The organism is Streptomyces sp. NPDC051105 (assembly GCF_040682795.1).
GTDB lineage: Bacteria > Actinomycetota > Actinomycetes > Streptomycetales > Streptomycetaceae > Streptomyces.
In genome coordinates this window covers 327,762-352,845 of sequence record NZ_JBFBBR010000006.1, presented here as the reverse complement: position 1 = coordinate 352,845, position 25,084 = coordinate 327,762, and the positions used below count along the sequence as shown (strand labels likewise).

The following is a 25,084-nucleotide window of genomic DNA, read 5'->3' as shown; positions in this document are numbered from 1 at the left end:
CTGCGCGGGGATCCGGGGGCCGTGCGCTGCTCAGCTCGCGGTGAGCACCCCGGCGCCCGCCGTCTTCGCCAGCTCCGCCGGCAGGTTCTTCGCGCTGCTCTCCAGGCCCGCCGTCAGGGTCGGCGTCCAGTTGACCGTCGTCTTGATCTTCTTGGAGTTCGCGGCGTTGTAGGCGGCGACGAGGTCGGTCGTCGTGCCGTTGACGAGGTTGCCGCTGCCCGCGACCGAGCCGGTGCCGTCGCCGCTGAGCAGCTTGGAGGTCTTGATGGAGGTCGGCACGGTCCAGTAGTTGTTCTGGGCCACGACCTGGGCCTTGGCGCGGGAGTTGATGCTGTACTGCAGCGCGTAGCCGTTGAGGGTCGTCACGTCGTAGTAGTTGTTGTAGAGGTGCACCTGGCCGACGCGGGTCAGCGGGGCGCGCTGGACGACGCCCTTCCAGACGTTGTGGTGCAGGGTGACGCGCAGCTTGCCGCCGGGCTCGCTGTCGCTGCTGCCGATCAGCATCGTCTTGTCGTGGCTGGTGAACTGGTTCTGCTCCACGGTCACCAGGTCCGAGCTCTTGGTGATGTCGAGTTCGCCGTCGTGGACCTGGTACTCACGGCCGTAGTACTTCGGGTTGGTGCTGTCGAAGTGCCCGGCGTCGCTGAACGTGTCGTGGTCGGCCCAGACATGGGTGGCACCGCGCAGGGTGACCGAGTCGTACGCGGAGTTCCAGTTGCCGTCGTCGCCGTCGGTCGGGTCCCACTGCGGGAAGCAGTCCTCGGTGCCGGAGAAGGTCAGGTTGCGGACGATGACGTTGTCGACGTTCTGGATCTGGAGCATGCCGCCGGTGATGCCGGCCTTGGTGCCGGGCACGCCGACGATCGACGTGTTGGCCGGCACCCGGAAGACGATGTTCTTCGCCTGCTTGGCCTGGGCGGCGGCCCGCGCCTTCTCCTGCGTCCCCGAGGGCAGCTTGGCACGGCCGTACGTCGACGGGTCGAAGGCCTTCAGGTACGAGGCCAGCGAATACCCCGTCCCCGCCGCGTAGTCGGCGCAGGTCAGCTTCTTGCCGGAGTCGTCGGTGTTGGCGTCGATGGTGCCCTTGACCTTGATGACGCGCGGCGTGGTGTCGGACGCCGACCCCAGTGCTTTCAGCAGCTGGGCGCGGGTCGAGACGGTGAAGGTGTGCGCGGAGTCGGCCTTCGCGCCGCCGGTCGTACCGGAACCGGACGACGCCCAGCCGTCCTTGGCGGCGAGCGTCTGGTGGTAGAGGTCCACGGACGACGTGGCGTTCGCGTTCAGCACGAGCGCACCGGCCCCGACGCCGGCGGCCACGACGGCTGCGAAGACGACGAGGGTGCGGCGCTTACGGAGGGACCGGCGGTGAGAGGCAGAGGCCACGGGGGAGTCCTTACGTACTTCCGAAGTGCTGGGGGACGGCCCGCCGGGGGCGGGCTTCACCCCTGTGTGGTCACGGAGATCGAAAAGGTTGCCGTCACCTCCTGCCGGACCCGGCGGAAAGACGTGAATTTTTTGGAGGAGCGGCGGCCCCGTACCTGCATGCTCACAACACATCCGTATGGTTTCGCCATGGCAATCCCTGAGCTCATCCCGATCGCCTACGAGCCCCACGGCCGTACCGAGGCCATCGGTCACTACACCGGCGGACAGTTCCTGGCGTCGGTCACCTACGCGTTCCCCGAGGGGTTCCGGCTCGACGAGGGCTGGGAGGAGCGGAAACGGCTCTACTCGGTGCTGCATCTCTTCGACGCCGAGGGCAACTACCTCGACTCGCAGATCTGGTGCGCGGGCAGCTGGGCCGAGCAGCAACGCGATCCGGAGGGCACCGGTTCCGTGCTGGCACGGGCCCGCGCGCACCTGGCGGGCATGCTGCGCAGCCTGCCGAGGCGGACGTACACGGACATCGCGATACGCCCGTTCCAGCTCATGGTGGACGGCGTGTTCTTCGGGCTGGTGGCGAAGGACGACGAGGACGGGGGGTGGGCCGAGCTCTACCCGGACCATCTGGGCTTCGGCGAGCCCTGGGACGGCCGGTACGACACCTGACCTTGGCCGCACCCAGCAGTGGGGCACCATGCTGGGCGGCGACGGACTGCTCTCGGTGATCTGAACGCGCCGGAGGCGCCCGAGGTCTCCTTCATGAGTCCCGGGCGCCCGCGTCAGGGATGCTTCACCGGTGTCCCCCCGATGTCAGCCGTTGCTCGTCTCGTCCGGTTCGACGCCCAGGGTCAGGTGGGCGCGGACACCGCGGGCGATGCGGTGGCGGTCGTACTTGAGGTAGAGCAGGCCGCCCTCGTGCCCGTTGTCCGGATAGATGCTGTCCCCGTCGAGGGTGGTGCGGGTGGTGGTGTTGCTCGCGTACGGCTCCACCTCGGCCGACAGCAGGACCGACTTCTCGTCGAAGAACAGCTGGCCGGTGTGGCAGGTGTGACCGCCCTCGTAGCCGGCGTCCGTCCATTCGCCGTCCACGTGCACCTTGACGTGGATGTGGACGCACCGGCCCTGGTACCAGCCGGGGAAGACGGTCTTGAAGGTGACCTGCCCGTGCCGGTCCGTGTGCCAGGTGCCGCGCAGGTAGCGGGTGTCGTCGGTCGGCTCCTGGTGGCCGCCGCCCCCGCCGGGCGGGGGGCCGGTCGGGGTGCCGGTGGGCGCGTCGGTCGGCGGGGCGCCGGTCGGCGGGGTGCCGCCTCCGCCACCGCCGCCGCTGCCCACCGCCTCGTACCCGGAGTAGACGCCGGACGCGTTGCAGTGCCAGATGTCCACGGCCGCGTTCCTGAGCGGCTTGCAGGTCTCCGCGTCGATCACCTTGAGCGTGAGGTGCAGGGGAATGCCCGCCTGGTCCTCCGTGACGTCCTGGCGGAGCTTGTCGGCGTCGATGTAGTACGGGCCCTCGACGAGTTCGGAGGTCAGCGTGTAGCAGGCGCCCTCCGAGGCGGAGGGGGAGGCCGCGGTGCCGGTGCCGGTCTCCGCGACGGTGCCGTCACTCGCGGCGAAGGCGCTGCCGACGCCCACCGCGGTCACGGCCGCACTGCCCGCCGCCAGGACCGTACGACGGGCCAACTTTCTTCTCTCTTCGGGGGATTGAGCGTCTGTGGGGGTGTGGGTGTCTGTCATGGTCAGGGACCGTAGACAAGGCGGAGCCGGTGCGAACATCGGAGAGAGCTGTGAATGCGCGGCACGCAGGCGAAAGGCTCGAAACCGACGCAGGTTTCGAGCCTTTCCTTCAGCTGTGCTGGTTCCGCGTGCCTTACTTCGGCTGCGGCTTCCGGATGGAGAGGTGCAGCTCGCGCAGCCGGGCCTCATCCAGCTCGGTCGGCGCGCCCATCATCAGGTCCTGGGCGTTGCCGTTGAGCGGGAAGGCGATGGTCTCGCGGATGTTGGGCTCGTCGGCGAGGAGCATCACGATGCGGTCCACACCCGGGGCGATGCCACCGTGCGGCGGGGCGCCGAAACGCAGCGCGCGCAGCATGCCGGCGAACTCCCGCTCGACGGTCTCCTCGTCGTAACCCGCGATGCCGAACGCCTTGAGCATGATGTCCGGCTCGTGGTTCCGGATCGCGCCGGAGGACAGCTCGACGCCATTGCAGACGATGTCGTACTGCCAGGCCAGGATGTCCAGCGGGTCCTGGGTCTCCAGGGCCTCCATGCCGCCCTGGGGCATCGAGAACGGGTTGTGCGAGAAGTCGATCTTCCCGGTGTCCTCGTCCTTCTCGAACATCGGGAAGTCGACGATCCAGCAGAACCGGAAGACGTTCTCCTCGAAGTGCCCGGCGCGCTTGGCGGCCTCGACCCGCACCGCGCCCATGATCTTGGAGACCTCGTCGAACTCGCCCGCGCCGAAGAAGACGGCGTGCCCGGCGGCCAGCTGGAGCCGCTTGGTGAGCTCGGCGACGTTGTCCTCGGTGAGGAACTTGGCGATCGGGCCGGACAGCGAGCCGTCCTCGGCGACGCGGACCCAGGCCAGACCCTTGGCGCCCTGCGAGACGGCGAAGTCACCGAGCTGGTCGAAGAACTTGCGGGGCTGGTCCTGGACCGCCGGCACCGGCAGCGCACGGACGTGCTTGCCGGCGAAGGCCTTGAACTCCGAGCCCTCGAAGACATCGGTGATGTCGACCAGCTCCAGCTGGGCGCGCAGGTCCGGCTTGTCGGAGCCGTACTTCAGCATCGCCTCGCGGAACGGGATCCGCGGGAACGGCGAGGTGACCTCGTGGCCACCGCCGAACTCCGTGAACAGCTCGGTCATCAGCTGCTCGATCGGGCGGAAGACGTCCTCCTGCTCGACGAAGCTCATCTCGACGTCGAGCTGGTAGAACTCGCCGGGCGAGCGGTCGGCGCGGGCGTCCTCGTCGCGGAAGCAGGGCGCGATCTGGAAGTAGCGGTCGAAGCCGGAGATCATCAGCAGCTGCTTGAACTGCTGCGGGGCCTGCGGCAGGGCGTAGAACTTGCCCGGGTTCAGGCGGGACGGCACCACGAAGTCACGGGCGCCCTCGGGGGAGGTCGCGGTGAGGATCGGGGTGGCCATCTCGTTGAAGCCGAGGGCGACCATCTTGTGGCGGATGGCCGAGATCACGGCCGTACGCAGCATGATGTTGCGGTGCATGCGCTCGCGGCGCAGGTCGAGGAAGCGGTACTCCAGGCGCCGCTCCTCGTTGACCCCGTCCTCGGCGTTGATCGTGAACGGAAGCGGGGCGGCCGCGCCGAGCAGCTCGACCTCGCCGACCTCGACCTCGACCTCGCCGGTGGGCAGGTCGGGGTTGATGTTCTCGGTTCCACGTGAAACAACGCGGCCGTCGACCCGGACGGTGGATTCCTTGGAGAGCTTGTCCAGGGCCTCGTACGCCGCGGTGCCGGGGCGGGCGACGAGCTGCGTGATGCCGTAGTGGTCGCGCAGATCGATGAAGAGGATGCCGCCCAGGTCGCGCCGATTGTGCAGCCAGCCGCTCAGCCGGACGTCGGTGCCGACGTCAGAGGCGCGGAGCTGGCCGCAGGTGTGGGACCTGTACCGATGCATCGTCGGGTGTTCCTCTTCTTTGTGGTCTGCCGAGGTGCTCTCCTCGACCGGCACCAAGCCATGGTGCCCGGACCCATCAAGCGTACCGGGCACCCAAAGATCGCCTCCCCACCATTAATCGCAGGCGGAGGCGACGGCGCACCGGGGCCGGGGGCGACGGTCTCAGTCCCACTAATCTCGCTCTGAAACAGTGGCACTCTTCGATCTCATCTTCTTAAAGTAGGGCAATGCGAACTGGCGAGCCCCTGCCCGCCGTGGAGGACGTCCTCGCCGCCCTCGCGACCGGGCTGTGGCACTGGGACACCGCCACCGGGCTGGTCACCGCGGATGCGGAGGCGGCCCGGCTCATCGGGCTGCCGGCCGAACCGTCCCTCCTGTCGGAGGCCCTGGTCCGGTCCCGTTTCCACCCCGTGGACTGGAACGAGAACACCAGCATCACCCGGCTGGCCGCCACCGAGGGCACCCTCGGCGAGGTACGGCTGCGGGTCATGGACGAGCGGGGCCGGCTGATCCGTACCGTCCGCAGCCGTTTCCGGCCGGTGTACGACTCCGAGGAGCGCGTCTACCGGGTGACGGGCACCATCCAGGAAGTCACCGAGCCGACCCCCGGCAGCGCCGGCCGCCATCCGGTCACCGGCGACTGGCGGCGCTCCCGTGAGGCGTTCCTGCTGGACGCGGGCCGAGCGCTGGCCGAGGCGCGGTCCACCGAGGAAGTGCTGCGGGTCGCCGGGGGACTGTCGATGCCCGGGTTCTCCCCGGACGGACTGGCCGTCTTCGGGGCCAAGGGCGACCGGCTGACGATGATCGGCCACCACGGTCAGCAGATCGACGAGGACAGCCCCTTCACCAGCATGCCGCTGGACACCGACTACCCGGCGGCGGAGGTGGTACGGACCGGCCGGGCCGTCTATATCTCCTCGGCCGAGCAGTACAAGTCCCGCTACCCGGTCACCTGGCCGCTGGCCGAGCGGTTCGGCCGCCGGTCCTGGGCCTTTCTGCCGCTGACGGTGGCCGGCCGGACCATGGGCGCCTGGATGGCGGGGTTCACCCACCCGGTGTCGTTCACGCCCGACGAGCGGTCCGTGCTCACCACGGTGGCCCGGATGCTGGCGCAGGCCCTGTCCCGGGCCGGGATCGCCGACTCGGAGCGGGAGCTGACCGACGGCCTCCAGCGCTCCATGCTGCCGTCGCTCGGCCCCGAGATACCCGGCATGGACATGGCCGCCCGCTACATCCCGACCGGCGGCGGACTCCAGGTGGGCGGCGACTGGTACGACATGATCCCGCTGCCGTCCGGCCGGTTCGCGCTGGTCATCGGTGACGTCCAGGGGCATGACGTACGGGCCGCGGGCATCATGGGCCAGCTCCGGATCGCGCTGCGCGCCTACGCCTCCGAGGGCCACCGCCCGGACGCGGTCCTCTCCCGGGCCTCCCGTTTCCTGCACGGGATCACCTACGACGAGGAGATCGCCGACCTCCGCTTCGCGACCTGCCTGTACGTCGAGGCGGATCCGGCGACCGGGGTGCTGGAGATCGCCCGCGCGGGGCATCTCGACCCGGCGATCCGGATGACCGACGGCACGGTGCTGCGGCGGCCGACGGCGGGCGGGCTGCCGCTCGGCATCGACCCCGACGCGGACTATCCGACCACGCGGTTCGCCCTCGAACCCGGCGAGATCATGATGATCTGCACCGACGGTCTGATCGAGACCGGCGGCCATGACATCGAGAGCGGCTGGCAGCGGGTCCGGGCGATCATGGAGGACCAGGACAGCGACCTGGAGAAACTGGCCGACGCCCTGGTCCAGGCCGTACACGGCCCCTCCTCGCACCACACCACCGGACCGCTCGCCGACCGCCGCGAGGACGACATCGCGGTCCTGCTGCTGTCCCGGCCGGGCGCCGGGCACGGCGACGGGACCATAGCGGTACGGCCCCGGGCCCGCCGCACCCTGCTGTCGGTGGCCCAGGACGAGCCCGAGCGGATCGCCGAGGCCCGCCAGCAACTGCGCGAGCTGCTGCACGACTGGAGCTCGACCGACCAGGTCGACTCGGCGGTGCTGCTGGTCTCCGAGATGCTCACGAACGTGCTGGTCCACACCGACGCGGACGCGCTGCTGCTCGCCGAGGTCTGCGGCCAGGCCCCGGAGCGCCGGCTGCGCGTCGAGGTCACGGATGTCGGCGACGACCTCCCGCACAAGCGCCGCCCCGGGGAGCTGGCCTCCTCCGGCCGTGGCCTGGTCCTGATCGAGCTCCTGGCGGAGGCCTGGGGCGTCGAACCGCGCGGGGAGGGCAAGAGCATCTGGTTCGAGCTGTACGAGGGGTACGCGGGCGACGGGGCCTAGGTGCCTGGGTGCCTGGGTGCGTATGCCTAGGTGGTCGCGTACCGCGCTCGACTCGGTCGGACAGGAATCCAAAAGCGAGACACCGAGACCGACTCGGTCGGACAGGAAGCCCAGCCGAGGCGCCGGCACCGACTCGGTCGGGCGGCTAGCGAAGTCGAGGGGCCCGGTCGGCTCGGCCGGTCAGGGAATGGTGGGAGGCCCGGCGCAGGGGTCACGTCGGGCCTCTCGGGGTGCGGGGCGGTTACGCCTGCGGGCCCGTCTCCGTCATTCCGTGGACCGCCGGGATCGTGCCCAGGCGGCCCTTCTGGAAGTCCTCGAAGGCCTGCATCAGCTCGTCCTTGGTGTTCATGACGAACGGGCCGTAGTGAGCCATCGGCTCCCGGATCGGCTGCCCGCCGAGCAGGACGACCTCCAGGTCCGGGGTGTGCGAGTCCTGCTTCTCGTCCGCGCGGACGGTCAGCGAGGAACCCGAGCCGAAGACGGCCGTCTGACCGAGGTGGATCGGCCGGCGCTCCGCGCCCACCGCACCCTTGCCGGCCAGCACATACGCCAGCCCGTTGAAATCCTCGCGCCAGGGGAGCGTGAGCTCGGCGCCGGGGGCCAGCGTCGCGTGGATCATGGTGATCGGCGTGTGCGTGATGCCCGGACCGGCGTGACCGTCCAGCTCACCGGCGATGACACGCAGCAGCGCACCGCCGTCGGGGGTGGTCAGCAGCTGGACGTTGCCACCGCGGATGTCCTGGTAGCGCGGGGCCATCATCTTGTCCTTGGCCGGAAGGTTCACCCACAGCTGGAGACCGTGGAAGAGGCCGCCGGACATGACCAGGGACTCCGGCGGCGCCTCGATGTGGAGCAGGCCGGAACCGGCCGTCATCCACTGGGTGTCACCGTTGGTGATGGTGCCACCGCCGCCGTTGCTGTCCTGGTGGTCGAAGATGCCGTCGATGATGTAGGTGACGGTCTCGAAGCCACGGTGCGGGTGCCAGGGCGTGCCCTTGGGCTCACCCGGCGCGTACTCCACCTCACCCATCTGGTCCATCATGATGAACGGGTCGAGGTGGCGGTAGTTGATCCCCGCGAACGCCCGGCGTACCGGGAAGCCCTCGCCCTCGAATCCGCTCGGCGCGGTCGTGACGGTGAGCACGGGACGGGCCACGGCGTCGGCCGGTGCGGCCACCCGGGGAAGGGTCAGCGGGTTCTCGACGGTCACTGCAGGCATGTTGGCTCCTCCTTGTACGCCCAGTTTAGTTGAGCGTTGAACTTTCTGCCACCCCTAACGGCGAAGGCCCGGAGGACATTCCCTCCGGGCCCGGTCATCCGCCGATCAGTGGATCAGTTGCTGAAGTAGATGTACTTCCAGCCGCCGTACGTCGTGGAGTTCACGGTGTCGCCGGACGAGCCGTTGACGTACACCGAACGCAGCCGCGCGCGGATGCCGGACTCGCCGGGAGCGCCGAGCCGCACGGCCGACTTGCCGCTCGTGCCGAGCGCGAAGTACTCGGAGTCCGTCGAGTACCACGTGCCCTGGTAGTAGACCTGCACGTCCAGGCGGTGCTCGCGGCCCGGGTAGTAGGTCATGGTCGTGGTGAACACCGGGTCCGTGTTCTTGTGGAACCAGTAGTACGACGTCGAACCGATCTTCGCCGTCTTGTAGTGCTTGGAGACGGCGGTGGAGATCTTGACCCGCGCGTACGCCGTGGCCTTCACCGTCTTCGGCGCGTAACGGGCGTCGCCGTCGAAGACCGCGGAGACGGCCGTGTCCCGGGTCATGTCCACCCAGCCGGCGATGTTCCCGTGGGAGTCCACCTTGCCGGTCTTGATCAGCTTCTTGCCCTTGTCACCGCCGAAGGGGTCCGCGTAGATCTTGACCGAACGGTTCTTGTACGTCGTCCCCAGGTGCGCGGTGAACTTCACGTCGGCGCCGTAGTTGTACAGCTTGCCGTTGTTGTTCAGGCTCAGGCTCGCCGCCGCACGGGAGACCGCGACCTTGTCGGAGGCGGAGACCGCGGTGTGCTCGGCGTCGCCCGCGAAGCTCACCTTGTACGTGACCGTGCCGCCGGCCGGCGGGGTGTCCGAGAAGGAGTACGTGCCGTCCGCCTTGACCGTGGCGGAGGCGAGCGCCTTGCCGTTCGGGGACTCCAGGTCGGTGCGGGTGACCGCGAGCCGCGAGCCGGCCGGGAGGGCGACGCTCGCGGTGATCTTTCCGGTGACGGTGAGCTTCTTGGCCCGGGCCGCGGACGCCGGCGCGTTGACGGTGAGGGCCGGGACGCTGAGCGCCGGGCCCGAGAACGCCTTCAGGGTGTACGTGTTGTCGTAGTTGCCGGCCAGGGCGAACACCCGGGAGGAGTCGGGAGCCCAGGCGACCGCGCCCATGGTGGAGTTCCCGGCGTCGAACCGGCGCACCGGCGTGGCCGAGCCCGCCTTGTAGACGTTCACGTGACGGTCGTAGACCTGGGCGATCAGGCCGCTCGGCGAGACGTCGCCGAACCAGCCGGTCTCGGTGAGGCCCGAACCCTCCGTGAAGGTGCCGTCGGCGTAGTTCAGCTTCCGGTAGCCGTTCCACAGCACCTGGGAGGTGCCGGGCAGGAGGTCGACGTCGCTGGAGTAGCGTCCGCCGTCCGTCTTGGCGACCAGCTGCGGGGTGGCACCGGAGACGTCGAGGAGGTTGACCGCGCCCGGGGAGTCCCCGCTGTCGGCGTAGGTCAGCAGGCCGGGGACGGCCGGGTTCGCGCCGAGAAGGCCCGAGTTGTAGTAGGGGGCGACCGTCTCCGGCAGCTGCCCCAGGGTCACCGCGGCGGCCGGATCCGTGGCGGCCGGGTCCACCGAGCCCAGGTTGCCGTGGAACCCGTCCGTGTCTTCGGTCCGGTACGAGAACCAGAGCCGGCCGCCGGTGAAGGCGACCTCGTGCGGGGTGGCCCCGGCTCCGATGTCGTAGGTGGTCTTGATCTCGAGGGTGGCCGCGTCGAGCGCCAGGATCGCGTGACCGGAGGCCTGGGCCGCGTACAGGGTGGCGCCGTCGTCCGACACCGCCAGGTCGCTGACGTCACCGAATCCGACGTTCAGGTCGACGAGGGTGCCGTTGTAGTCGGTGGCCAGGATCCGGCCGTTGGCCTCGTCGGCGACGAAGACACGCTTCACGGCGCTGTCGGCGACGAGACCGACCGGCGTGCCGAGGACGGCCGACTGCGCCGAGGCGGTCCCCGCCGCCACGACGCTCAGCGCCGCCGAGCTGAAGAGGACCGCGAGCGCCGTCGCGGCCGAGGTGCTGCGCATGCGCACAGTGATGAAACCCCCAGTGGAAACCCGGGTTCGCCGGGTGGATGAGAGCGCCGCGCGGCACCCGACACGACCGCGGAAGAGCGGTTGCGCGTGGGGCGCGGCTGCCAGGGGCAGCCTATGGCATGGCTGTGACAAAGGGGGAGCGGGTTTACGGAGGGATCCGGGGGGGCTCCGGGGGCTCCGGGGGCTCCGAGGACAGCGGCCGCCGTGGGACATGTGCGTCCGAAAGCGGCGGCCCACCGCGGGGCGCGTCTGCCCGAGCGGGGGGCGGCTAGCCGGGTGGGCGCGTCTAGCCGGGTGGGCGCGTCTGCCCAGTGGGGGCGTCTACCCGTACATCCGCCGCATCGCGAAGTCCACCATCTGTTCGACCGCCTTCGCGTCGAAGACCATCCGGTGCTCGCCCTCCATGTCGAGGACGAAGCCGTAGCCGGTCGGCAGCAGGTCGATGACCTCCGCGCCGGTGATCACGAAGTACTTGGACTCCTTGCCCGCGTACCGGCGCAGTTCCTTCAGTGAGGTGAACATCGGGATCACCGGCTGCTGCGTGTTGTGCAGGGCGAGGAAGCCGGGGTTGTCGCCGCGCGGGCAGTACACCTTGGACGTGGCGAAGACCTGCTGGAAGTCCTCGGCGGTCAACTGGCCCGTGGTGAAAGCCCGCACCGCGTCCGCGAGCGAGGGCGGAGACGGCTCGGGGTAGAGCGGGGGCTGCTGGCCGTACCCACCCGCGCCGGGCATCTGCTGCTGCGGCTGAGCGTACTGCTGCTGAGCGGCCCCACCGTCCATGGGCTGGCCGTATCCATACATGCGCGCAAGCCTACCGAGACACGCGGCCGCTGCGAGAAGGTAGACCCTTCTCACACTTCAACCGATGGGGTTGCGCCTTATTACCGGCGGGTAGCATCATCGGGGCTACTCGTTGGTATGTGAAAGCTTGCGCGAGGATTCAGTGCCTCGCCGATCCGGATACGGAGCCGTCACCATGGGGCACTACAAGTCCAACCTCCGCGACATCGAATTCAACCTCTTCGAAGTGCTCGGTCGCGACAAGCTGTACGGCACCGGCCCGTTCGCCGAGATGGACACCGACACCGCGAAGAGCGTCCTGGAGGAGCTCACCCGGCTCGCCGAGAACGAGCTGGCCGAGTCCTTCGCCGACGCCGACCGCAACCCGCCGGTCTTCGACCCGGAGACCAACACCGCGCCGGTCCCGGCCTCCTTCAAGAAGAGCTACAAGGCCTTCATGGATTCCGAGTACTGGCGGCTCGGCCTGCCCGAGGAGATCGGCGGCACCACCGCTCCCCCGTCGCTGATCTGGTCGTACGCGGAGCTGATCCTCGGTGCCAACCCGGCCGTGTGGATGTACTCCTCCGGCCCGGCGTTCGCCCGCATCCTCTTCGAGGAGGGCACCGAGGAGCAGAAGAAGTGGGCCCAGATCGCCGTCGACCGGACCTGGGGCTCCACCATGGTCCTCACCGAGCCGGACGCCGGTTCGGACGTCGGCGCCGGCCGCACCAAGGCGGTCCAGCAGGAGGACGGCTCCTGGCACATCGAGGGCGTGAAGCGCTTCATCACCTCCGGTGAGCACGACATGGAGGAGAACATCCTTCACTACGTGCTGGCCCGGCCCGAGGGTGCCGGCCCGGGCACGAAGGGGCTCTCCCTCTTCCTCGTGCCCAAGTACCTCTTCGACTTCGAGACCGGCGAACTGGGCGAGCGCAACGGCGTCTACGCCACGAACGTCGAGCACAAGATGGGCCTCAAGGCCTCCAACACCTGCGAGATGACCTTCGGCGACCGCCACCCGGCCAAGGGCTGGCTGATCGGCGACAAGCACGACGGCATCCGCCAGATGTTCCGGATCATCGAGTTCGCCCGCATGATGGTCGGCACGAAGGCGATCTCCACGCTCTCCACGGGCTACCTCAACGCCCTTGAGTACGCCAAGGAGCGCGTCCAGGGTCCGGACCTCGCGAACTTCATGGACAAGACCGCGCCCAAGGTCACCGTCACCCACCACCCCGACGTCCGCCGCTCGCTGATCACGCAGAAGGCGTACGCCGAGGGCATGCGCGCCCTGGTCCTCTACACCGCCTCGATCCAGGACGCCATCGCCGTCAAGGAGGCGAACGGCGAGGACCCGAAGGCCGAGCACGCGCTCAACGACCTGCTCCTGCCGATCGTCAAGGGGTACGGCTCCGAGAAGGGCTACGAGCAGCTCGCCCAGTCGCTGCAGACCTTCGGCGGCTCCGGCTTCCTGCAGGAGTACCCGATCGAGCAGTACATCCGCGACGCCAAGATCGACACCCTCTACGAGGGCACCACCGCGATCCAGGGCCAGGACTTCTTCTTCCGGAAGATCGTCCGCAACCAGGGCGCGGCGCTGAACTCCCTCGCCGAGGACATCAAGAAGTTCCTGGCCCTCGGCACCGGCGGCGAGCAGCTGGCGGGCGCCCGCGAGCACCTCGCCAAGGCGGCCGTGGAGCTGGAGGCGATCGTCGGCCTGATGCTGACCGACCTCGCGGCCACCGAGCAGGACGTCAAGAACATCTACAAGGTGGGCCTGAACACCACCCGCCTGCTGCTCGCCTCCGGCGACGTGATCGTCGGCTACCTGCTGCTCAAGGGCGCCGCGATCGCCGCCGAGAAGCTGGAGACGGCGTCCAGCAAGGACAAGCCCTTCTACACCGGCAAGATCGCGGCGGCGAAGTTCTTCGCGGCCAACGTGCTGCCGGGCGTCACCCTGGCCCGAAAGGTCGCGGCCGACGTCGACCTGGACCTGATGGAACTGGACGAGGCCGCATTCTGATCCGGCCGGCCTGATCCGCCCACGGTGGCCCGCTCCCTCGCCGGGGAGCGGGCCACCGTCCGTCGTTAAGGTGAGGACCATGAGCGAACCAGCCCGCTTCGATCGCGGCCACACCGACGACCTGATGTCCTTCCTCGCGGCCGGCCCCACGCCGTACCACGCCGTGGCCAACGCCGGCGAACGGCTGGAGAAGGCCGGTTTCCGGCAGGTCGCCGAGACGGACGTCTGGGACGGGACGGCGGGCGGCAAGTACGTGCTGCGCGGCGGCGCGATCATCGCCTGGTACGTCCCGGAGGGCGCCGCACCCCACACCCCGTTCCGGATCGTCGGCGCGCACACCGACTCCCCGAACCTGCGGGTCAAGCCCCGCCCGGACACCGGGGCGCACGGCTTCCGCCAGGTCGCCGTGGAGATCTACGGCGGACCGCTCATGAACTCCTGGCTCGACCGGGACCTGGGCCTGGCCGGCCGGCTGAGCCTGCGCGACGGCTCCACCCGGCTCGTCGACGTGAACCGGCCGCTGCTGCGGGTGCCCCAGCTCGCCATCCACCTGGACCGTTCGGTCAGCAGCGAGGGCCTCAAGCTCGACAAGCAGCGCCACCTCCAGCCGATCTGGGGCCTCGGCGACGACATCCGCGACGGCGACCTGATCGCCTTCCTGGAGCAGGAGTCGGGCCTGCCGCCCGGCTCGGTGACCGGCTGGGACCTGATGACCTATGCCATCGAACCGCCGGCCTACCTGGGCCGCGACCAGGAGCTGCTGGCCGGCTCCCGGATGGACAACCTGCTGTCCGTGCACGCCGGCACGGCGGCCCTCGCGGCCGCGGCGACGGCCGGCGCGCAGCTCCCCTGCATCCCGGTGCTCGCCGCCTTCGACCACGAGGAGACCGGCTCCCAGTCCGACACCGGCGCGGACGGCCCCCTGCTCGGCAGCGTGCTGGAGCGCTCCGTGCTGGCGCGCGGCGGGTCGTACGAGGACCGGGCGAGAGCCTTCGCGGCCACCGTCTGTCTCTCCTCCGACACCGGCCACGCCGTGCACCCCAACTACGCGGAGCGCCACGACCCGACGCACCACCCCCGCGTCAACGGCGGCCCGATCCTCAAGGTCAACGTCAACAACCGCTACGCGACGGACGGTTCGGGCCGGGCGATCTTCGCCGCCGCCTGTGACCGGGCCGGGGTTCCCTTCCAGACCTTCGTCTCCAACAACTCCATGCCCTGCGGCACCACCATCGGGCCGATCACCGCGGCCCGCCACGGCATCCAGACCGTCGACATCGGCGCGGCGATTCTCTCCATGCACAGCGCCCGCGAACTGTGCGGCGCCGAGGACCCGTTCCTCCTCGCGAACGCGCTGACGGCTTTCCTGCGGGGCTAGTTGCACATGTCCCGCCCGCCCCTGGGTACCCGGTGTGGACCGGAACCACCGAACCTGAAGGAAGGGCAACGCTCATGGGGCTCGGCGGGTGCATCATCCTCATCGCCGTGGGGGCCATCCTCACGTTCGCGACCGACTGGCACATGCAGGGCGTCAACCTGGATGTCGTCGGCCTGATCCTGATGGCCGTCGGGATCATCGGAGTCGCCACGTTCAGCAGCATCGCCCGGCGCCGCCGGGTCGTCGTACCGCCGACGGCCGTCGTCGAGGACGACCGGCGCCGCGACGGATACGGCGGCGGGTACGGCGCGTGACGGACACGGCCGCACCCACAGCGGCGTCACCGGCCACCGCGAACCTCAGGGGGTTGCCCCCTGGGCTGCCTAGGCCTCCTGGTCCTCCTGGTCCTGCTGGTCCATTCCGGCCAGGACCAGCGGCAGGCGGTTCGCTCCTCCCTCCGTGAGGCGGAGCGGGACCCCCCAGTCCTGCTGGTGGACATGGCAGGCCGGGTACTCGTTCGCAGGGTCGTCGTCGCAGGACGCGGCCATCGCCGAGACGTGCAGGACACCCTCCGGCACCGCCGGGTTCAGGTCCAGCTCTCTGGTCAGGTCGGTGTCCGCGCCGTCGCCCTTGAGCAGCAGCTCCGGCGGGGTGGAGGACACCAGCAGCCGCGTCGACGGGCCGTAGCGCGTGTCCAGCTTCTGGCCCGCGGGGGCCTGGAAGATCACGTCCAGGCGGAGGCTGCCGGGGGCCACCTCGGTCGCCGCCCGCTGGGTGCGGTGGGCGACCGACTCCACCCGGACCGCCTCCTCGGGCAGCCGCAGCCGGGTCAGCCGGTGCCGGGCCGACTCGACCACGACGATGTCGTCCCCGGCCAGCACCGCGTCGCTCGGCTCTCTCAGATCCGTCGCGAGCGTGGTGACCTGGCCGGTAGCCGGGTCGTAGCGGCGCAGCGCGTGGTTGTAGGTGTCGGACACCGCGACCGAGCCGTCAGGAAGCGCCGTCACGCCCAGCGGGTGCTGGAGCAGCGCCTGCCCGGCCTCGCCGTCCCGGTGGCCGAAGTCGAAGAGGCCGGTGCCGACCGCCGTGTGCACGCGGCCGTCCAGGTCGACCCAGCGCAGCGCGCTGGTCTCCGAGTCGGCCAGCCAGAGCCGGTCGACGGTGGCGGCGAGACCGGACGGCTGCGCGAACCAGGCCTCGTCCGCCGGCCCGTCCACCAGCCCCTCGTTGGTGGTGCCGGCGGCGACCGCGACCGTCTCGCTCTCCGGCTCGTACGCCCACAGCTGGTGCACACCCGCCATGGCGATCCACACCTTGCCGCCGAAGACCGCCACGTCCCAGGGGGAGGACAGGTCGACCTCGCGGGCCGGGCCCGAGGTCGGGGAGCCCTGCCACCACTGGCGGCCGGTGCCGGCGAGCGTGGTCACCGCGCCGGTGGCCGGGTCGAGACGGCGCAGCGCGTGGTTGACGGTGTCGGCGACGACCACCGAACCGTCGTCGAGGAGTGCCAGGCCCTGCGGTTCGCTGAAGGCGGCCTCGGCGGCCGGGCCGTCGGCGAAGCCGCGCTCCCCGGAGCCGATCCGCCGTACGACCGTCTCGGCGTCCTCGGCCAGCTCCACCAGCTGGTGCCGGGTGGTGTCGCTGACCAGGAAGTTCCCGGTGGGCAGCAGCAGCGCCTTGCCGGGGAAGCGCAGGGCGGTCGGCTCCGGCTCCGGCGGCACATACGGGCCGTCGCCGCGCCGCAGGGTGCCCTTCGCCTCGTGCTCCGCCTCCAGCTCCTCGACCAGCCGTGCGATCGCGTGTGCGTGGCCCTCGCCGGCGTGCTGGGCGACGACATACCCCTCGGGGTCGATCACGACCAGCGTCGGCCAGGCCCGCACCGCGTACTGCTTCCAGGTGGCGAGCTCCGGGTCGTCGAGCACCGGGTGCTCCACGCCGTACCGCTCCACGGCATCGACGACCGCCTGGTGCTCCGCCTCGTGCACGAACTTCGGCGAGTGCACCCCGATGATCACCACCGTGTCCCGGTGGCTCTCCTCCAGCTCCCGCAGCTCGTCCAGGACGTGCAGGCAGTTGATGCAGCAGAACGTCCAGAAGTCCAGGATGACGATGCGTCCACGCAGGTCAGCGAGGGTGTACTGCTTGTCACCGGTGTTCAGCCAGCCGCCTTTGCCGATCAGCTCGGGGGCACGGACGCGGGCACGGCGCGGGGTGGGGGCCGGGGATGTGTCGCTCATGGATCAAGGGTGCCACTTGCCGGCGGGAGCGCGTTCGCCCCTGTGGACAACTCCCGTCTGCCCTGGTCAGGCGAGGGTGTGGCCCGTCGTCGCGTCCACGTGGGGTGGGATCTCGTCGTGGCGGTCGCCGACCGTGGAGGTGCCGGTCGGTTCGAAGAGGAGGATCGAGGCTCCGGCCGGGGCGGCCGGCTTGTGCTCGGTGCCGCGGGGGACGGTGAAGACCGAGCCCCTGGGCAGGACGACCGTGCGCTCGCCGGCCGGCTCCCGCAGGGCGATGCGCAGTTCGCCCGCCAGGACCAGGAAGAACTCGTCGGTGTGGTCGTGGACGTGCCAGAGGTGCTCGCCCTGGACCTTGGCGACGCGGACGTCGTAGTCGTTGACGACGGTGACGATCCGGGGGCTCCACAGGTCCTCGAAGGAGTCGAGGGCGTGGGCGAGGGAGACGGGTTCGCTGCTCATGGCGTTCATGGCGTTCATCCTGGGCGCTCGCCCGGCGGTCGGGGAGTGCTAGAAATCGCATATGGCGCAAGGATCCTCGCAGTCGACGCACCGGGTGGCCGTGATCGTGGACGCGGGCACCAACCCGTTCGAGGTCGGTGTCGCCACCGAGCTGTTCGGGCTGCCGCGGCCGGAGCTGGGGCTGTCCGTGCCGCCGTACGAGGTGACCCTGTGCGCGCCCACCCGCGAGGTGCGGATGAACCACGGCTTCTTCACCCTGAGCGGGGTGGCCGGGCTGACGGCGGTGGACGCGGCGGACACCCTCGTCGTGCCGGGGCGCCCGGACAATGTCGTACCGCGCGGTGCGGACGTCCTCGACGCGGTCCGGCGCGCGCACGCGCGCGGGGCGCGGGTGGTGAGTTTCTGCACCGGGACCTTCGCGCTCGCCGAGGCCGGGCTGCTGGACGGCCGGTCGGCCACCACGCACTGGCGCTGGGCCGACGCCTTCCGGCAGCTGCATCCCCGGGTGCTGCTCCGTCCGGACGTGCTCTTCGTCGACGACGGCGACCTGCTCACCGCCTCCGGCAGCGCGGCCGCGCTCGATCTGGGGCTGCACATCTGGCGGCAGGACCACGGCGCCGAGATCGCCAACGCGGTCTCCCGGCGGCTGGTGTTCGCCTCGCACCGGGACGGCGGACAGCGGCAGTTCGTGGAGCGGCCGGTGCCCGAGGTGCCGGACGAGTCGCTCGGCCCGCTGCTGGCCTGGGCACAGGAGCGGCTGGATGAGCCGCTGACCGTGGCGGACCTGGCGGCGCGGGCGGCCCTCTCCCCGGCCACCCTGCACCGCGGGTTCCGCGCCCAGCTCGGCACCACCCCGCTGGCCTGGCTGACCGGGGAGCGGGTGGCGCTCGCCTGCCGGCTGATCGAGCGCGGCGAGGAGCGCCTGGAGGTGGTGGCCTCGCGCAGCGGCCTGGGCACCGCGGCCAACCTGCGCGCACGGCTGCGGCGCGAGACCGGGCTCAGCCCGTCGGACTACCGGCGGCGTTTCGGGCCGGTGGGCCGGGAAGGGGTACGGACATGAGATTCCTGGTACGCGACCGGCTCCTCGGCTTCGGCGAGGACTACTGGATCGAGGACGAGCACGGCGACAAGGTCTTCCTCGTCGACGGCAAGGCCATGCGGGTGCGCGACACGTTCGAGCTGAAGGACCGGCACGGGCGCGTGCTCGTCGACATCCGCCAGAAGATGTTCGCCCTGCGCGACACCATGGTGATCGAACGCGACGGCGAACCCCTGGCCACCATCAGGCGCAAGCGGCTCTCGCTGCTGCGCAACCACTACCGCGTGCGCCTGGTCGACGGCATCGAACTGGACGTCAGCGGCAAGATCCTCGACCGTGAGTTCGCCGTGGAGTACGACGGTGAGCTGCTGGCCGTGGTCTCCCGGCGGTGGCTGCACGTCCGGGAGACCTACGGTGTCGACGTCGTACGGGACGACGCGGACCCGGCGCTGCTGATCGCGGTGGCGGTGTGCGTGATCCACCTCGCCGACAAGGAGCGCGAGGAGGACTGACGGGCCTGGAAGACCGGCGGACGGCTAGCGGCGAGGGGGTTCCAGGCCCAGCAGGCGGTCCTTGAGCGCCGGGAACTGTTCGCGGCTGACGGCGACCTTGGCCGGGTCGAGGTCGACGGTGAGGATCTCCTCGCCGGCGCCCGCCTCGGCCAGCACCTCGCCCCAGGGATCGACCACGATCGAGTGACCCGCCTGCGGAACTCCGGCATGCGTCCCGGCCGTTCCACAGGCGAGCACGAACGCCTGGTTCTCGACCGCCCGCGCCTGGGCCAGCAGCGTCCAGTGCGCGCGCCGCCGCTCCGGCCAGCCCGCCGAGACCACCATCGTCTCGGCACCGGCGTCGACGAGTGCGCGGAAGAGTTCGGGGAAGCGGAGGTCGTAGCAGGTGGCCACGCCCAGCGTGGTCTCCGGGAGCCGGACGGTCACCAGTTCCTGGCCGGCGCCCATCAGCACCGCCTCCCCCTTGTCGAAGCCGAAGCGGTGGATCTTGCGATAGGCCGCGGCCAGGTCACCGGAGGGGGAGAAGAGGAGAGCCGTGTTGTAGAGGGGGCCCTCGGGGTCTCGCTCGGGGATGGAGCCGGCGTGCAGCCAGACGCCCGCGTCGCTCGCCGCCTTCGCCATCGCCTCGTACGTCGGGCCTTCGAGCGGCTCGGCCTCGGTGGCGAACTCCTCGTAGGCGAAGGCACCGGTCGTCCACAGCTCGGGCAGTACGACGAGATCGGCGTCCTCCCGCTCCCGCACCAGTGCGGTCACGCGCCGCCGACGGGATTCGACCGATTCGCCCTCGTTTACGTCGATCTGGATGAGCGAGGCGCGCACACTACCACCGTCCTGGCATTCGAGCCGTCCACACGGGCCTACGATCGTCACACGAAAGCACTGCCGGGGTGCCTCACAGCAGCGTAACTTAACGTCTCAAGACACCCGCCGACAGCAGCTACCGCCCACTGGCAGCGCCGCCACCACCTGCCCGAGTACCGACCGCCGAGGGGTCCCGTTCCGTGAGTCTGCATCCCACCCTCCAGCCCTACGCCGACGCCTGGACCCACTCCATCGAAGCGATATCCGAGCTGGTGACGCCCCTTGCCGAGGGCGAGTGGAACCGGCGGACGCCGTGCCCGGGCTGGTCGGTGCGGGACGTGGTCTCCCATGTCATCGGCCTGGACTGCGAGATGCTCGGCGACCCGCGGCCCATCCACACCCTGCCGCGCGACCTTTACCACGTCACCAACGAGGCCCAGCGCTACACGGAGATGCAGGTCGACGTACGACGCCACCACACGGCGCCGGAGATGACCTCGGAGCTGGAGTACACGGTCATCCGCCGCAACCGCCAGCTGCGCAACGAGTCGCGGGAGCCGGGGCACGCGGTGCGCGGGCCGATGGGCAAGGAGATCACCCTCGAAGAGGCGATGCGCACCCACGCGTTCAACGTGTGGGTGCACGAGCAGGATCTGCGGACGGCACTGGGGCGGCCGGGCAACCTCGACTCGCCGGGTGCGCAGATCGCCCGGGACGTGCTGCTCGGCGAGCTGCCCCGGGTGGTCGCCAACGAAGCGGGGGCCCCGCGCAGTTCGGCCGTCATCTTCGATGTGCACGGCCCGGTCGAGTTCCTGCGCACCATCCGCATCGACATCCAGGGTCGCGGCACCCTGGAGGCCACCCCCGCGCTCGGCCCCGCCGCCATCTTCACCCTCGACTGGGAGACCTACGTCCGCCTGGCCTGCGGCCGCATCACCCCGGACGCGGCCACCGACCGGGTGAAGGCGGAGGGCGACCCGGAACTGACGGCGGCGATCCTGCGGAACTTCGCGGTCACGCAGTAGGAATCCGCGGTCGCACCGTAATCCGCGGTCGCACCGTAAGGAACAGCGGTGAGAAACTGCGGCGGCCACCGGTAATTCGGTGGGCCACGGCAGCCTTCGAGACCTACCTTGCCCGGCATGACCTCTGCCACCGCACCGCACGACGACCTCCCACCCCGCCTGACCCGCCTCACCTTCCACGGCCCCCTCTCGGAGACCCGGGCGCAGGCGATGGTAGGGCGGCTCGCCGCCACGCACCCCACCACCGTGCTCGACATCGGCTGCGGCTGGGGCGAGCTGATGCTCCGTCTGCTGGACGCCGTACCCCGCGCACACGGCGTCGGACTGGATGTGCACGCCGGGGATCTGGCGCGGGGGCGGCGGGCAGCCGAGGCGCGCGGGCTGGCCGACCGGGTGGAGTTCGCCGAGGAGTCGGCGGTGGACACCGGACGCGGCCCGGCCGACGTGGTGCTGTGCCTCGGGGCGAGTCAGGCGCTGGGCGACGACCTGGTGACGGCTCTGCGGGAGCTGCGGCGGCTGGTGGCCGACGGCGGACGGGTCCTGCTCGGCGAGGGCTTCTGGCAGCGCACCCCGACCGAGGCGGAGCTGTCCGGGATGTGGCCGGGCGCGTCGACCGCCGACCATCACGACCTGGCGACCCTGGTCGACCTGACGGTGGCGGCGGGCTTCCGCCCGGAGTGGACGGAGACGGCGAGCCTGGCGGAATGGGAGGAGTTCGAGTCGGCGTACCAGGCGGACCAGGAGGTTTGGCTCGCGACCCACCCCGGCCACCCCCTGGCCACGGAAACCCGCGCCCGCCTGGACACCCACCGATCGGCCTGGCTGACCTACCGAGGCCTGCTGGGCCTGGCCTACCTCACCCTCGTACCAACAACGAACTAGCCGACGACCACCCCACCGCCACCGCACCGCCGGCCGGTCCATCGCACGCTCAGCAAGTCGCCGACGGCGATCACTCCCGCAGGTCGCCCCGCCTCTCCGCCCACTGGAAACGGGCCGGGACGGCGCGAAAAGCCGAATCCACGCCCGGAAAGCCGCCGACGGCGATCACTCCCGCAGGTCGCCCCGCCTCTCCGCCGACCGGAAACGGGTGTGCGGGGGTGGGAGGAAAACTCACGCAGGCACGTGCACCGTCTCCACCCGGCTCGCAACCAACCGCTCCCGCTCCCGCCGAGCCGCCCGCCCCCGCAACCGCAGGATCTGGCTCACCCCCAGCGCCTGGAGCACGAACACGCACGAGAACGCCACCGAGTAGTCGTCACCGGTCGCATCCAACAGCACCCCCACGACGAACAACGTCGTCATCGAGGCCACAAAACCACCCATATTGGTGATCCCCGACGCGGTCCCCTGCCGCTCGGGCGGATTCGCCGGCCGCGCGAAGTCGAAGCCGAGCATCGACGCCGGCCCACACGCCCCCAGCACCGCACACAACACCACCAGCAGCCACATCGGCGCATGCTCGGCCGGATACGCCAGCGTCGCCGCCCACACGACGGCCGTCGCCCCGACCGTGCCCAGCGCCAGCGGCAGCCGCGCCGCGTGATGCCGGGCGACGATCTGGCCGTAGACCAGACCGATCACCATGTTGGAGAGCACGACCAGCGTCAGCAGTTCACCGGCCGTGGCTCGGGACAGCCCCTGCGCCTGGACCAGGAACGGCAGCCCCCACAGCAGCAGGAACACCATCGCCGGGAACTGGGTGGTGAAGTGCACCCACAGACCGAGCCGGGTCCCCGGCTCCCGCCAGGACGCGACGATCTGCTTGCGTACGTACGCCGCGCCCCGGTGCGGGAAGGGCGCCGGCTCGTACCCCTCGGGGTGGTCCTTCAGGAAGAACAGCACGAGGACCAGCACGACCACACCGGCCAGGGCGCTGCCCGCGAACGCCGGGGTCCATCCGATGCCGTGCAGCAGCCGGGCCAGGACCAGCGTGGAGACGAGGTTGCCCGCCATGCCGACCAGACCGGCGAGCTGTGCGACGAGCGGCCCGCGCCGCACCGGGAACCAGCGGGTGCCGAGCCGCAGCACGCTGATGAAGGTCATGGCGTCGCCGCAGCCGAGCAGGGCGCGCGAGGCGAGCGCGGTGCCGTACGACGGGGAGAACGCGAAGCCCAGCTGGCCGGCCGTGAACAGCACCGCCCCGATGGACAGCACCTTCTTGGTGCCGAGGCCGTCGACCAGCAGGCCGACGGGTATCTGCATGCCGGCGTAGACCAGCAGCTGGAGTATCGAGAAGGTGGACAGGGCCGAGGCGTTGACGTGGAAGCGGTCGGCCGCGTCCAGGCCGGCGACACCGAGGGACGTACGGAAGATGACGGCGACGAAGTAGACCGAGACGCCTATGGACCACACCGCGACGGCCCGGCGGCCGCCCGGCGGATCGCCGGGCAACGCGACGCTGCCGCGGCTCATCGGACCTCACCCCGCGCCAGGTGCGCGAACCAGTCGACGTGCCGGTGCACCAGCTCGACCGCGCGGTCGGCGTCCCCGGCGCGCAACGCGTCCAGTATCTCCTCGTGCTCGGTCAGCGACTTGGCGATCCGGTCGGGGTGGGCGTTCATGATCGCGACGCCCATCCGCAGCTGGCGGTCGCGGAGCTGGTCGTAGAGGCGGGAGAGGATCTCGTTGCCGCCGTCGCGGACGATCTCGGCGTGGAAGCAGCGATCCGTGACGGCCGCGGCGGCCAGGTCGCCGGCGGCGGCCTCGGCCTTCTGCCGGTCCAGCAGCTCCTCCAGGCGGGCCACGAGCAGGGCCGACGGCGGTACGGCCTTGCGCACCGCGTGCTCCTCGACCAGCATCCGGGTCTCCACCACGTCCGCGATCTCCTGCGCGGAGACGGGCAGCACCAGGGCGCCCTTCTTCGGGTAGAGCTTGATCAGGCCCTCGACCTCGAGGCGCAGCAGCGCCTCGCGGACCGGGGTGCGGGACACCCCTACGGCCTCGGCCAACTCGCCCTCGGTGAGCAGCGTGCCGCCCTCGTAGTGACGGTCCAGGACAGCTTGCTTGACATGGGAGTACACACGGTCGGCGGCGGGGGGCTGCTTGACGGCCAGGCTCATGCCCACAGGATAGATACAACACGTACGCATGCTGGCGGGTCGTCCACCATGCGGACGTGACCTATGTCTCCCCCAGCAACCGCACAACCATCTGTGCTACTTACGTGTCCTACACGTGCGGCTCGCACTTCCCTGCCGCCTCAACTTGGCCGCACTACAGGGGCATTCGACTCGACTCGGGGTAACTCACTTGATTACCGGCATTAAGGGCACCCGCTTCCGCAGAGCTGTCGCCGTCGCCGTCACGTCCGGCGCGTTGCTCGCCACCGGGGCCCTCACCGCGGCGCCCGCGCAGGCTGTCACGGCGCCCACCATTGTGGCCAAGGGCGGCTACCTGATGAACAACGCCAACGCCGCCTCGCTGTACACGAAGAAGGCGGACACCAGGCTGTCCACCGGCTCGACCACGAAGATCATGACCGCCAAGGTCGTGCTCGCGCAGTCGAACCTGAACCTGGACGCCAAGGTCACCATCCAGAAGGCGTACAGCGACTACGTGGTCGCCAACAACGCCTCCCAGGCCCACCTGATCGTCGGCGACAAGGTCACCGTCCGCCAGCTGCTGTACGGGCTGATGCTGCCCTCCGGCTGCGACGCCGCCTACGCGCTCGCCGACAAGTACGGCACCGGTACGACCCGCGCCAAGCGCGTCGCCAACTTCATCTCCAAGATGAACACCGCCGCCAAGAACCTGCACCTGACGAACACGCACTTCGATTCCTTCGACGGTATCGGCAACGGCAACAACTACTCGACGCCTCGCGACCTGACGAAGATCGCCAGCAGCGCGATGAAGAACTCCACGTTCCGCACGGTCGTCAAGACGAAGAAGTACACGGCGAAGACGATCACCAAGACCGGTTCCACCCGCACCATGGGTGCCTGGACCAACACCAACACGCTGCTCAGCAGCTACAGCGGCGCCATCGGCGTGAAGACCGGCTCCGGCCCCGAGGCCAAGTACTGCCTGGTCTTCGCCGCGACCCGGAACGGCAAGACGGTCATCGGCACCGTCCTCGCGTCGTCCTCGGTCACCCAGCGCGCCACGGACGCCACGAAGCTCCTCAACTACGGCTTCGCCCGCCTCGGCTGACAGCCCGGCACACAGACGACGAAGGCCCGCCGCA

General features: G+C 70.2%; 21 protein-coding genes. 10 read left to right on the top strand and 11 right to left on the bottom strand.

Annotated features, from left to right (window positions below):
- Nucleotides 1–30: 30 nt before the first annotated feature.
- Nucleotides 31–1,383, bottom strand: coding sequence for a polysaccharide lyase family 1 protein (locus tag AB0N16_RS17920; protein ID WP_365797652.1), 1,353 nt, complete (start codon nt 1,381–1,383; stop codon nt 31–33).
- A gap of 189 nt (nt 1,384–1,572) precedes the next feature.
- Between AB0N16_RS17920 and AB0N16_RS17915 the strand changes: the two genes are divergently transcribed.
- Nucleotides 1,573–2,049, top strand: a complete 477-nt coding sequence (locus AB0N16_RS17915; protein ID WP_365797650.1) for a hypothetical protein — start codon at nt 1,573–1,575, stop codon at nt 2,047–2,049.
- Between the two features lie 144 nt (nt 2,050–2,193).
- On the opposite strand, the gene AB0N16_RS17910 is transcribed toward AB0N16_RS17915, so the two are convergent.
- Both AB0N16_RS17910 and aspS read right to left on the bottom strand, forming a co-directional pair.
- Nucleotides 2,194–3,117: an intradiol ring-cleavage dioxygenase gene (locus AB0N16_RS17910; RefSeq protein ID WP_365797648.1), complete on the bottom strand. Its 924-nt coding sequence runs from the start codon at nt 3,115–3,117 to the stop codon at nt 2,194–2,196.
- A gap of 133 nt (nt 3,118–3,250) precedes the next feature.
- Nucleotides 3,251–5,014 carry an aspartate--tRNA ligase gene (aspS, locus tag AB0N16_RS17905; protein ID WP_365797646.1) on the bottom strand — a complete coding sequence of 588 codons (1,764 nt, stop codon included), beginning with the start codon at nt 5,012–5,014 and terminating at the stop codon, nt 3,251–3,253.
- Between the two features lie 227 nt (nt 5,015–5,241).
- Between aspS and AB0N16_RS17900 the strand changes: the two genes are divergently transcribed.
- Complete coding sequence (locus tag AB0N16_RS17900; protein WP_365797644.1) at nt 5,242–7,359, top strand: SpoIIE family protein phosphatase; 2,118 nt, start codon at nt 5,242–5,244, stop codon at nt 7,357–7,359.
- A gap of 241 nt (nt 7,360–7,600) precedes the next feature.
- On the opposite strand, the gene AB0N16_RS17895 is transcribed toward AB0N16_RS17900, so the two are convergent.
- The 3 genes from AB0N16_RS17895 to AB0N16_RS17885 form a co-directional block, all read right to left on the bottom strand.
- Nucleotides 7,601–8,578: a pirin family protein gene (locus AB0N16_RS17895; protein ID WP_365797642.1), complete on the bottom strand. Its 978-nt coding sequence runs from the start codon at nt 8,576–8,578 to the stop codon at nt 7,601–7,603.
- A gap of 113 nt (nt 8,579–8,691) precedes the next feature.
- Nucleotides 8,692–10,632 carry an Ig-like domain repeat protein gene (locus AB0N16_RS17890; RefSeq protein ID WP_365797640.1) on the bottom strand — a complete coding sequence of 647 codons (1,941 nt, stop codon included), beginning with the start codon at nt 10,630–10,632 and terminating at the stop codon, nt 8,692–8,694.
- Nucleotides 10,633–10,962: 330 nt separating this feature from the next.
- A complete protein-coding gene (locus AB0N16_RS17885) occupies nt 10,963–11,442 on the bottom strand; it encodes an SseB family protein (protein WP_365797638.1) in 480 nt (159 codons plus the stop codon).
- A gap of 175 nt (nt 11,443–11,617) precedes the next feature.
- On the opposite strand from AB0N16_RS17885, the gene AB0N16_RS17880 reads away from it, so the two are divergent.
- The 3 genes from AB0N16_RS17880 (at nt 11,618) to AB0N16_RS17870 (ending at nt 15,136) form a co-directional block, all read left to right on the top strand.
- Complete coding sequence (locus tag AB0N16_RS17880) at nt 11,618–13,444, top strand: acyl-CoA dehydrogenase (RefSeq protein ID WP_365797636.1); 1,827 nt, start codon at nt 11,618–11,620, stop codon at nt 13,442–13,444.
- Nucleotides 13,445–13,523: 79 nt separating this feature from the next.
- Nucleotides 13,524–14,822, top strand: a complete 1,299-nt coding sequence (locus AB0N16_RS17875) for a M18 family aminopeptidase (RefSeq protein ID WP_365797634.1) — start codon at nt 13,524–13,526, stop codon at nt 14,820–14,822.
- A gap of 74 nt (nt 14,823–14,896) precedes the next feature.
- Nucleotides 14,897–15,136: a DUF6458 family protein gene (locus AB0N16_RS17870; RefSeq protein WP_365797632.1), complete on the top strand. Its 240-nt coding sequence runs from the start codon at nt 14,897–14,899 to the stop codon at nt 15,134–15,136.
- Between the two features lie 69 nt (nt 15,137–15,205).
- On the opposite strand, the gene AB0N16_RS17865 is transcribed toward AB0N16_RS17870, so the two are convergent.
- On the bottom strand, nt 15,206–17,059 hold the full coding sequence (locus AB0N16_RS17865) for a thioredoxin-like domain-containing protein (protein ID WP_365797631.1): 1,854 nt from the start codon (nt 17,057–17,059) through the stop codon (nt 15,206–15,208).
- A 66-nt stretch (nt 17,060–17,125) separates the two neighbouring features.
- Complete coding sequence (locus AB0N16_RS17860) at nt 17,126–17,518, bottom strand: cupin domain-containing protein (RefSeq protein ID WP_365797897.1); 393 nt, start codon at nt 17,516–17,518, stop codon at nt 17,126–17,128.
- Nucleotides 17,519–17,579: 61 nt separating this feature from the next.
- Between AB0N16_RS17860 and AB0N16_RS17855 the strand changes: the two genes are divergently transcribed.
- Nucleotides 17,580–18,578: a helix-turn-helix domain-containing protein gene (locus tag AB0N16_RS17855; RefSeq protein ID WP_365797629.1), complete on the top strand. Its 999-nt coding sequence runs from the start codon at nt 17,580–17,582 to the stop codon at nt 18,576–18,578.
- Nucleotides 18,575–19,069, top strand: a complete 495-nt coding sequence (locus AB0N16_RS17850) for an LURP-one-related family protein (RefSeq protein ID WP_365797627.1) — start codon at nt 18,575–18,577, stop codon at nt 19,067–19,069. The genes AB0N16_RS17855 and AB0N16_RS17850 overlap by 4 nt, the downstream gene beginning before the upstream one ends.
- A 24-nt stretch (nt 19,070–19,093) precedes the next feature.
- Here AB0N16_RS17850 and AB0N16_RS17845 read toward each other — a convergent pair whose 3' ends face one another.
- Entirely contained in the window at nt 19,094–19,888 is a 795-nt protein-coding gene (locus tag AB0N16_RS17845; protein WP_365797625.1) for a carbon-nitrogen family hydrolase, read from the bottom strand.
- A gap of 182 nt (nt 19,889–20,070) precedes the next feature.
- Between AB0N16_RS17845 and AB0N16_RS17840 the strand changes: the two genes are divergently transcribed.
- Both AB0N16_RS17840 and AB0N16_RS17835 read left to right on the top strand, forming a co-directional pair.
- The gene (locus AB0N16_RS17840) at nt 20,071–20,895 is read left to right on the top strand and encodes a maleylpyruvate isomerase family mycothiol-dependent enzyme (RefSeq protein ID WP_365797623.1); all 825 of its coding nucleotides are present in this window, start codon (nt 20,071–20,073) and stop codon (nt 20,893–20,895) included.
- 117 nt (nt 20,896–21,012) lie between these two features.
- Nucleotides 21,013–21,777, top strand: a complete 765-nt coding sequence (locus AB0N16_RS17835; RefSeq protein ID WP_365797621.1) for a class I SAM-dependent methyltransferase — start codon at nt 21,013–21,015, stop codon at nt 21,775–21,777.
- 231 nt (nt 21,778–22,008) lie between these two features.
- Here the strand turns inward: AB0N16_RS17835 and AB0N16_RS17830 are convergent, their stop codons facing one another.
- The gene (locus AB0N16_RS17830) at nt 22,009–23,310 is read right to left on the bottom strand and encodes an MFS transporter (protein WP_365797619.1); all 1,302 of its coding nucleotides are present in this window, start codon (nt 23,308–23,310) and stop codon (nt 22,009–22,011) included.
- Nucleotides 23,307–23,957 carry a GntR family transcriptional regulator gene (locus AB0N16_RS17825; RefSeq protein ID WP_351696027.1) on the bottom strand — a complete coding sequence of 217 codons (651 nt, stop codon included), beginning with the start codon at nt 23,955–23,957 and terminating at the stop codon, nt 23,307–23,309. Before AB0N16_RS17825 ends, AB0N16_RS17830 begins: the two co-directional genes overlap by 4 nt.
- Nucleotides 23,958–24,147: 190 nt before the next feature.
- Here AB0N16_RS17825 and AB0N16_RS17820 point away from each other — a divergent pair, with 190 nt between their 5' ends.
- Nucleotides 24,148–25,050 (top strand): D-alanyl-D-alanine carboxypeptidase, encoded by a 903-nt coding sequence (locus AB0N16_RS17820; RefSeq protein ID WP_365797617.1) that lies wholly within the window; start codon nt 24,148–24,150, stop codon nt 25,048–25,050.
- The last annotated feature ends 34 nt before the right edge of the window (nt 25,051–25,084 follow it).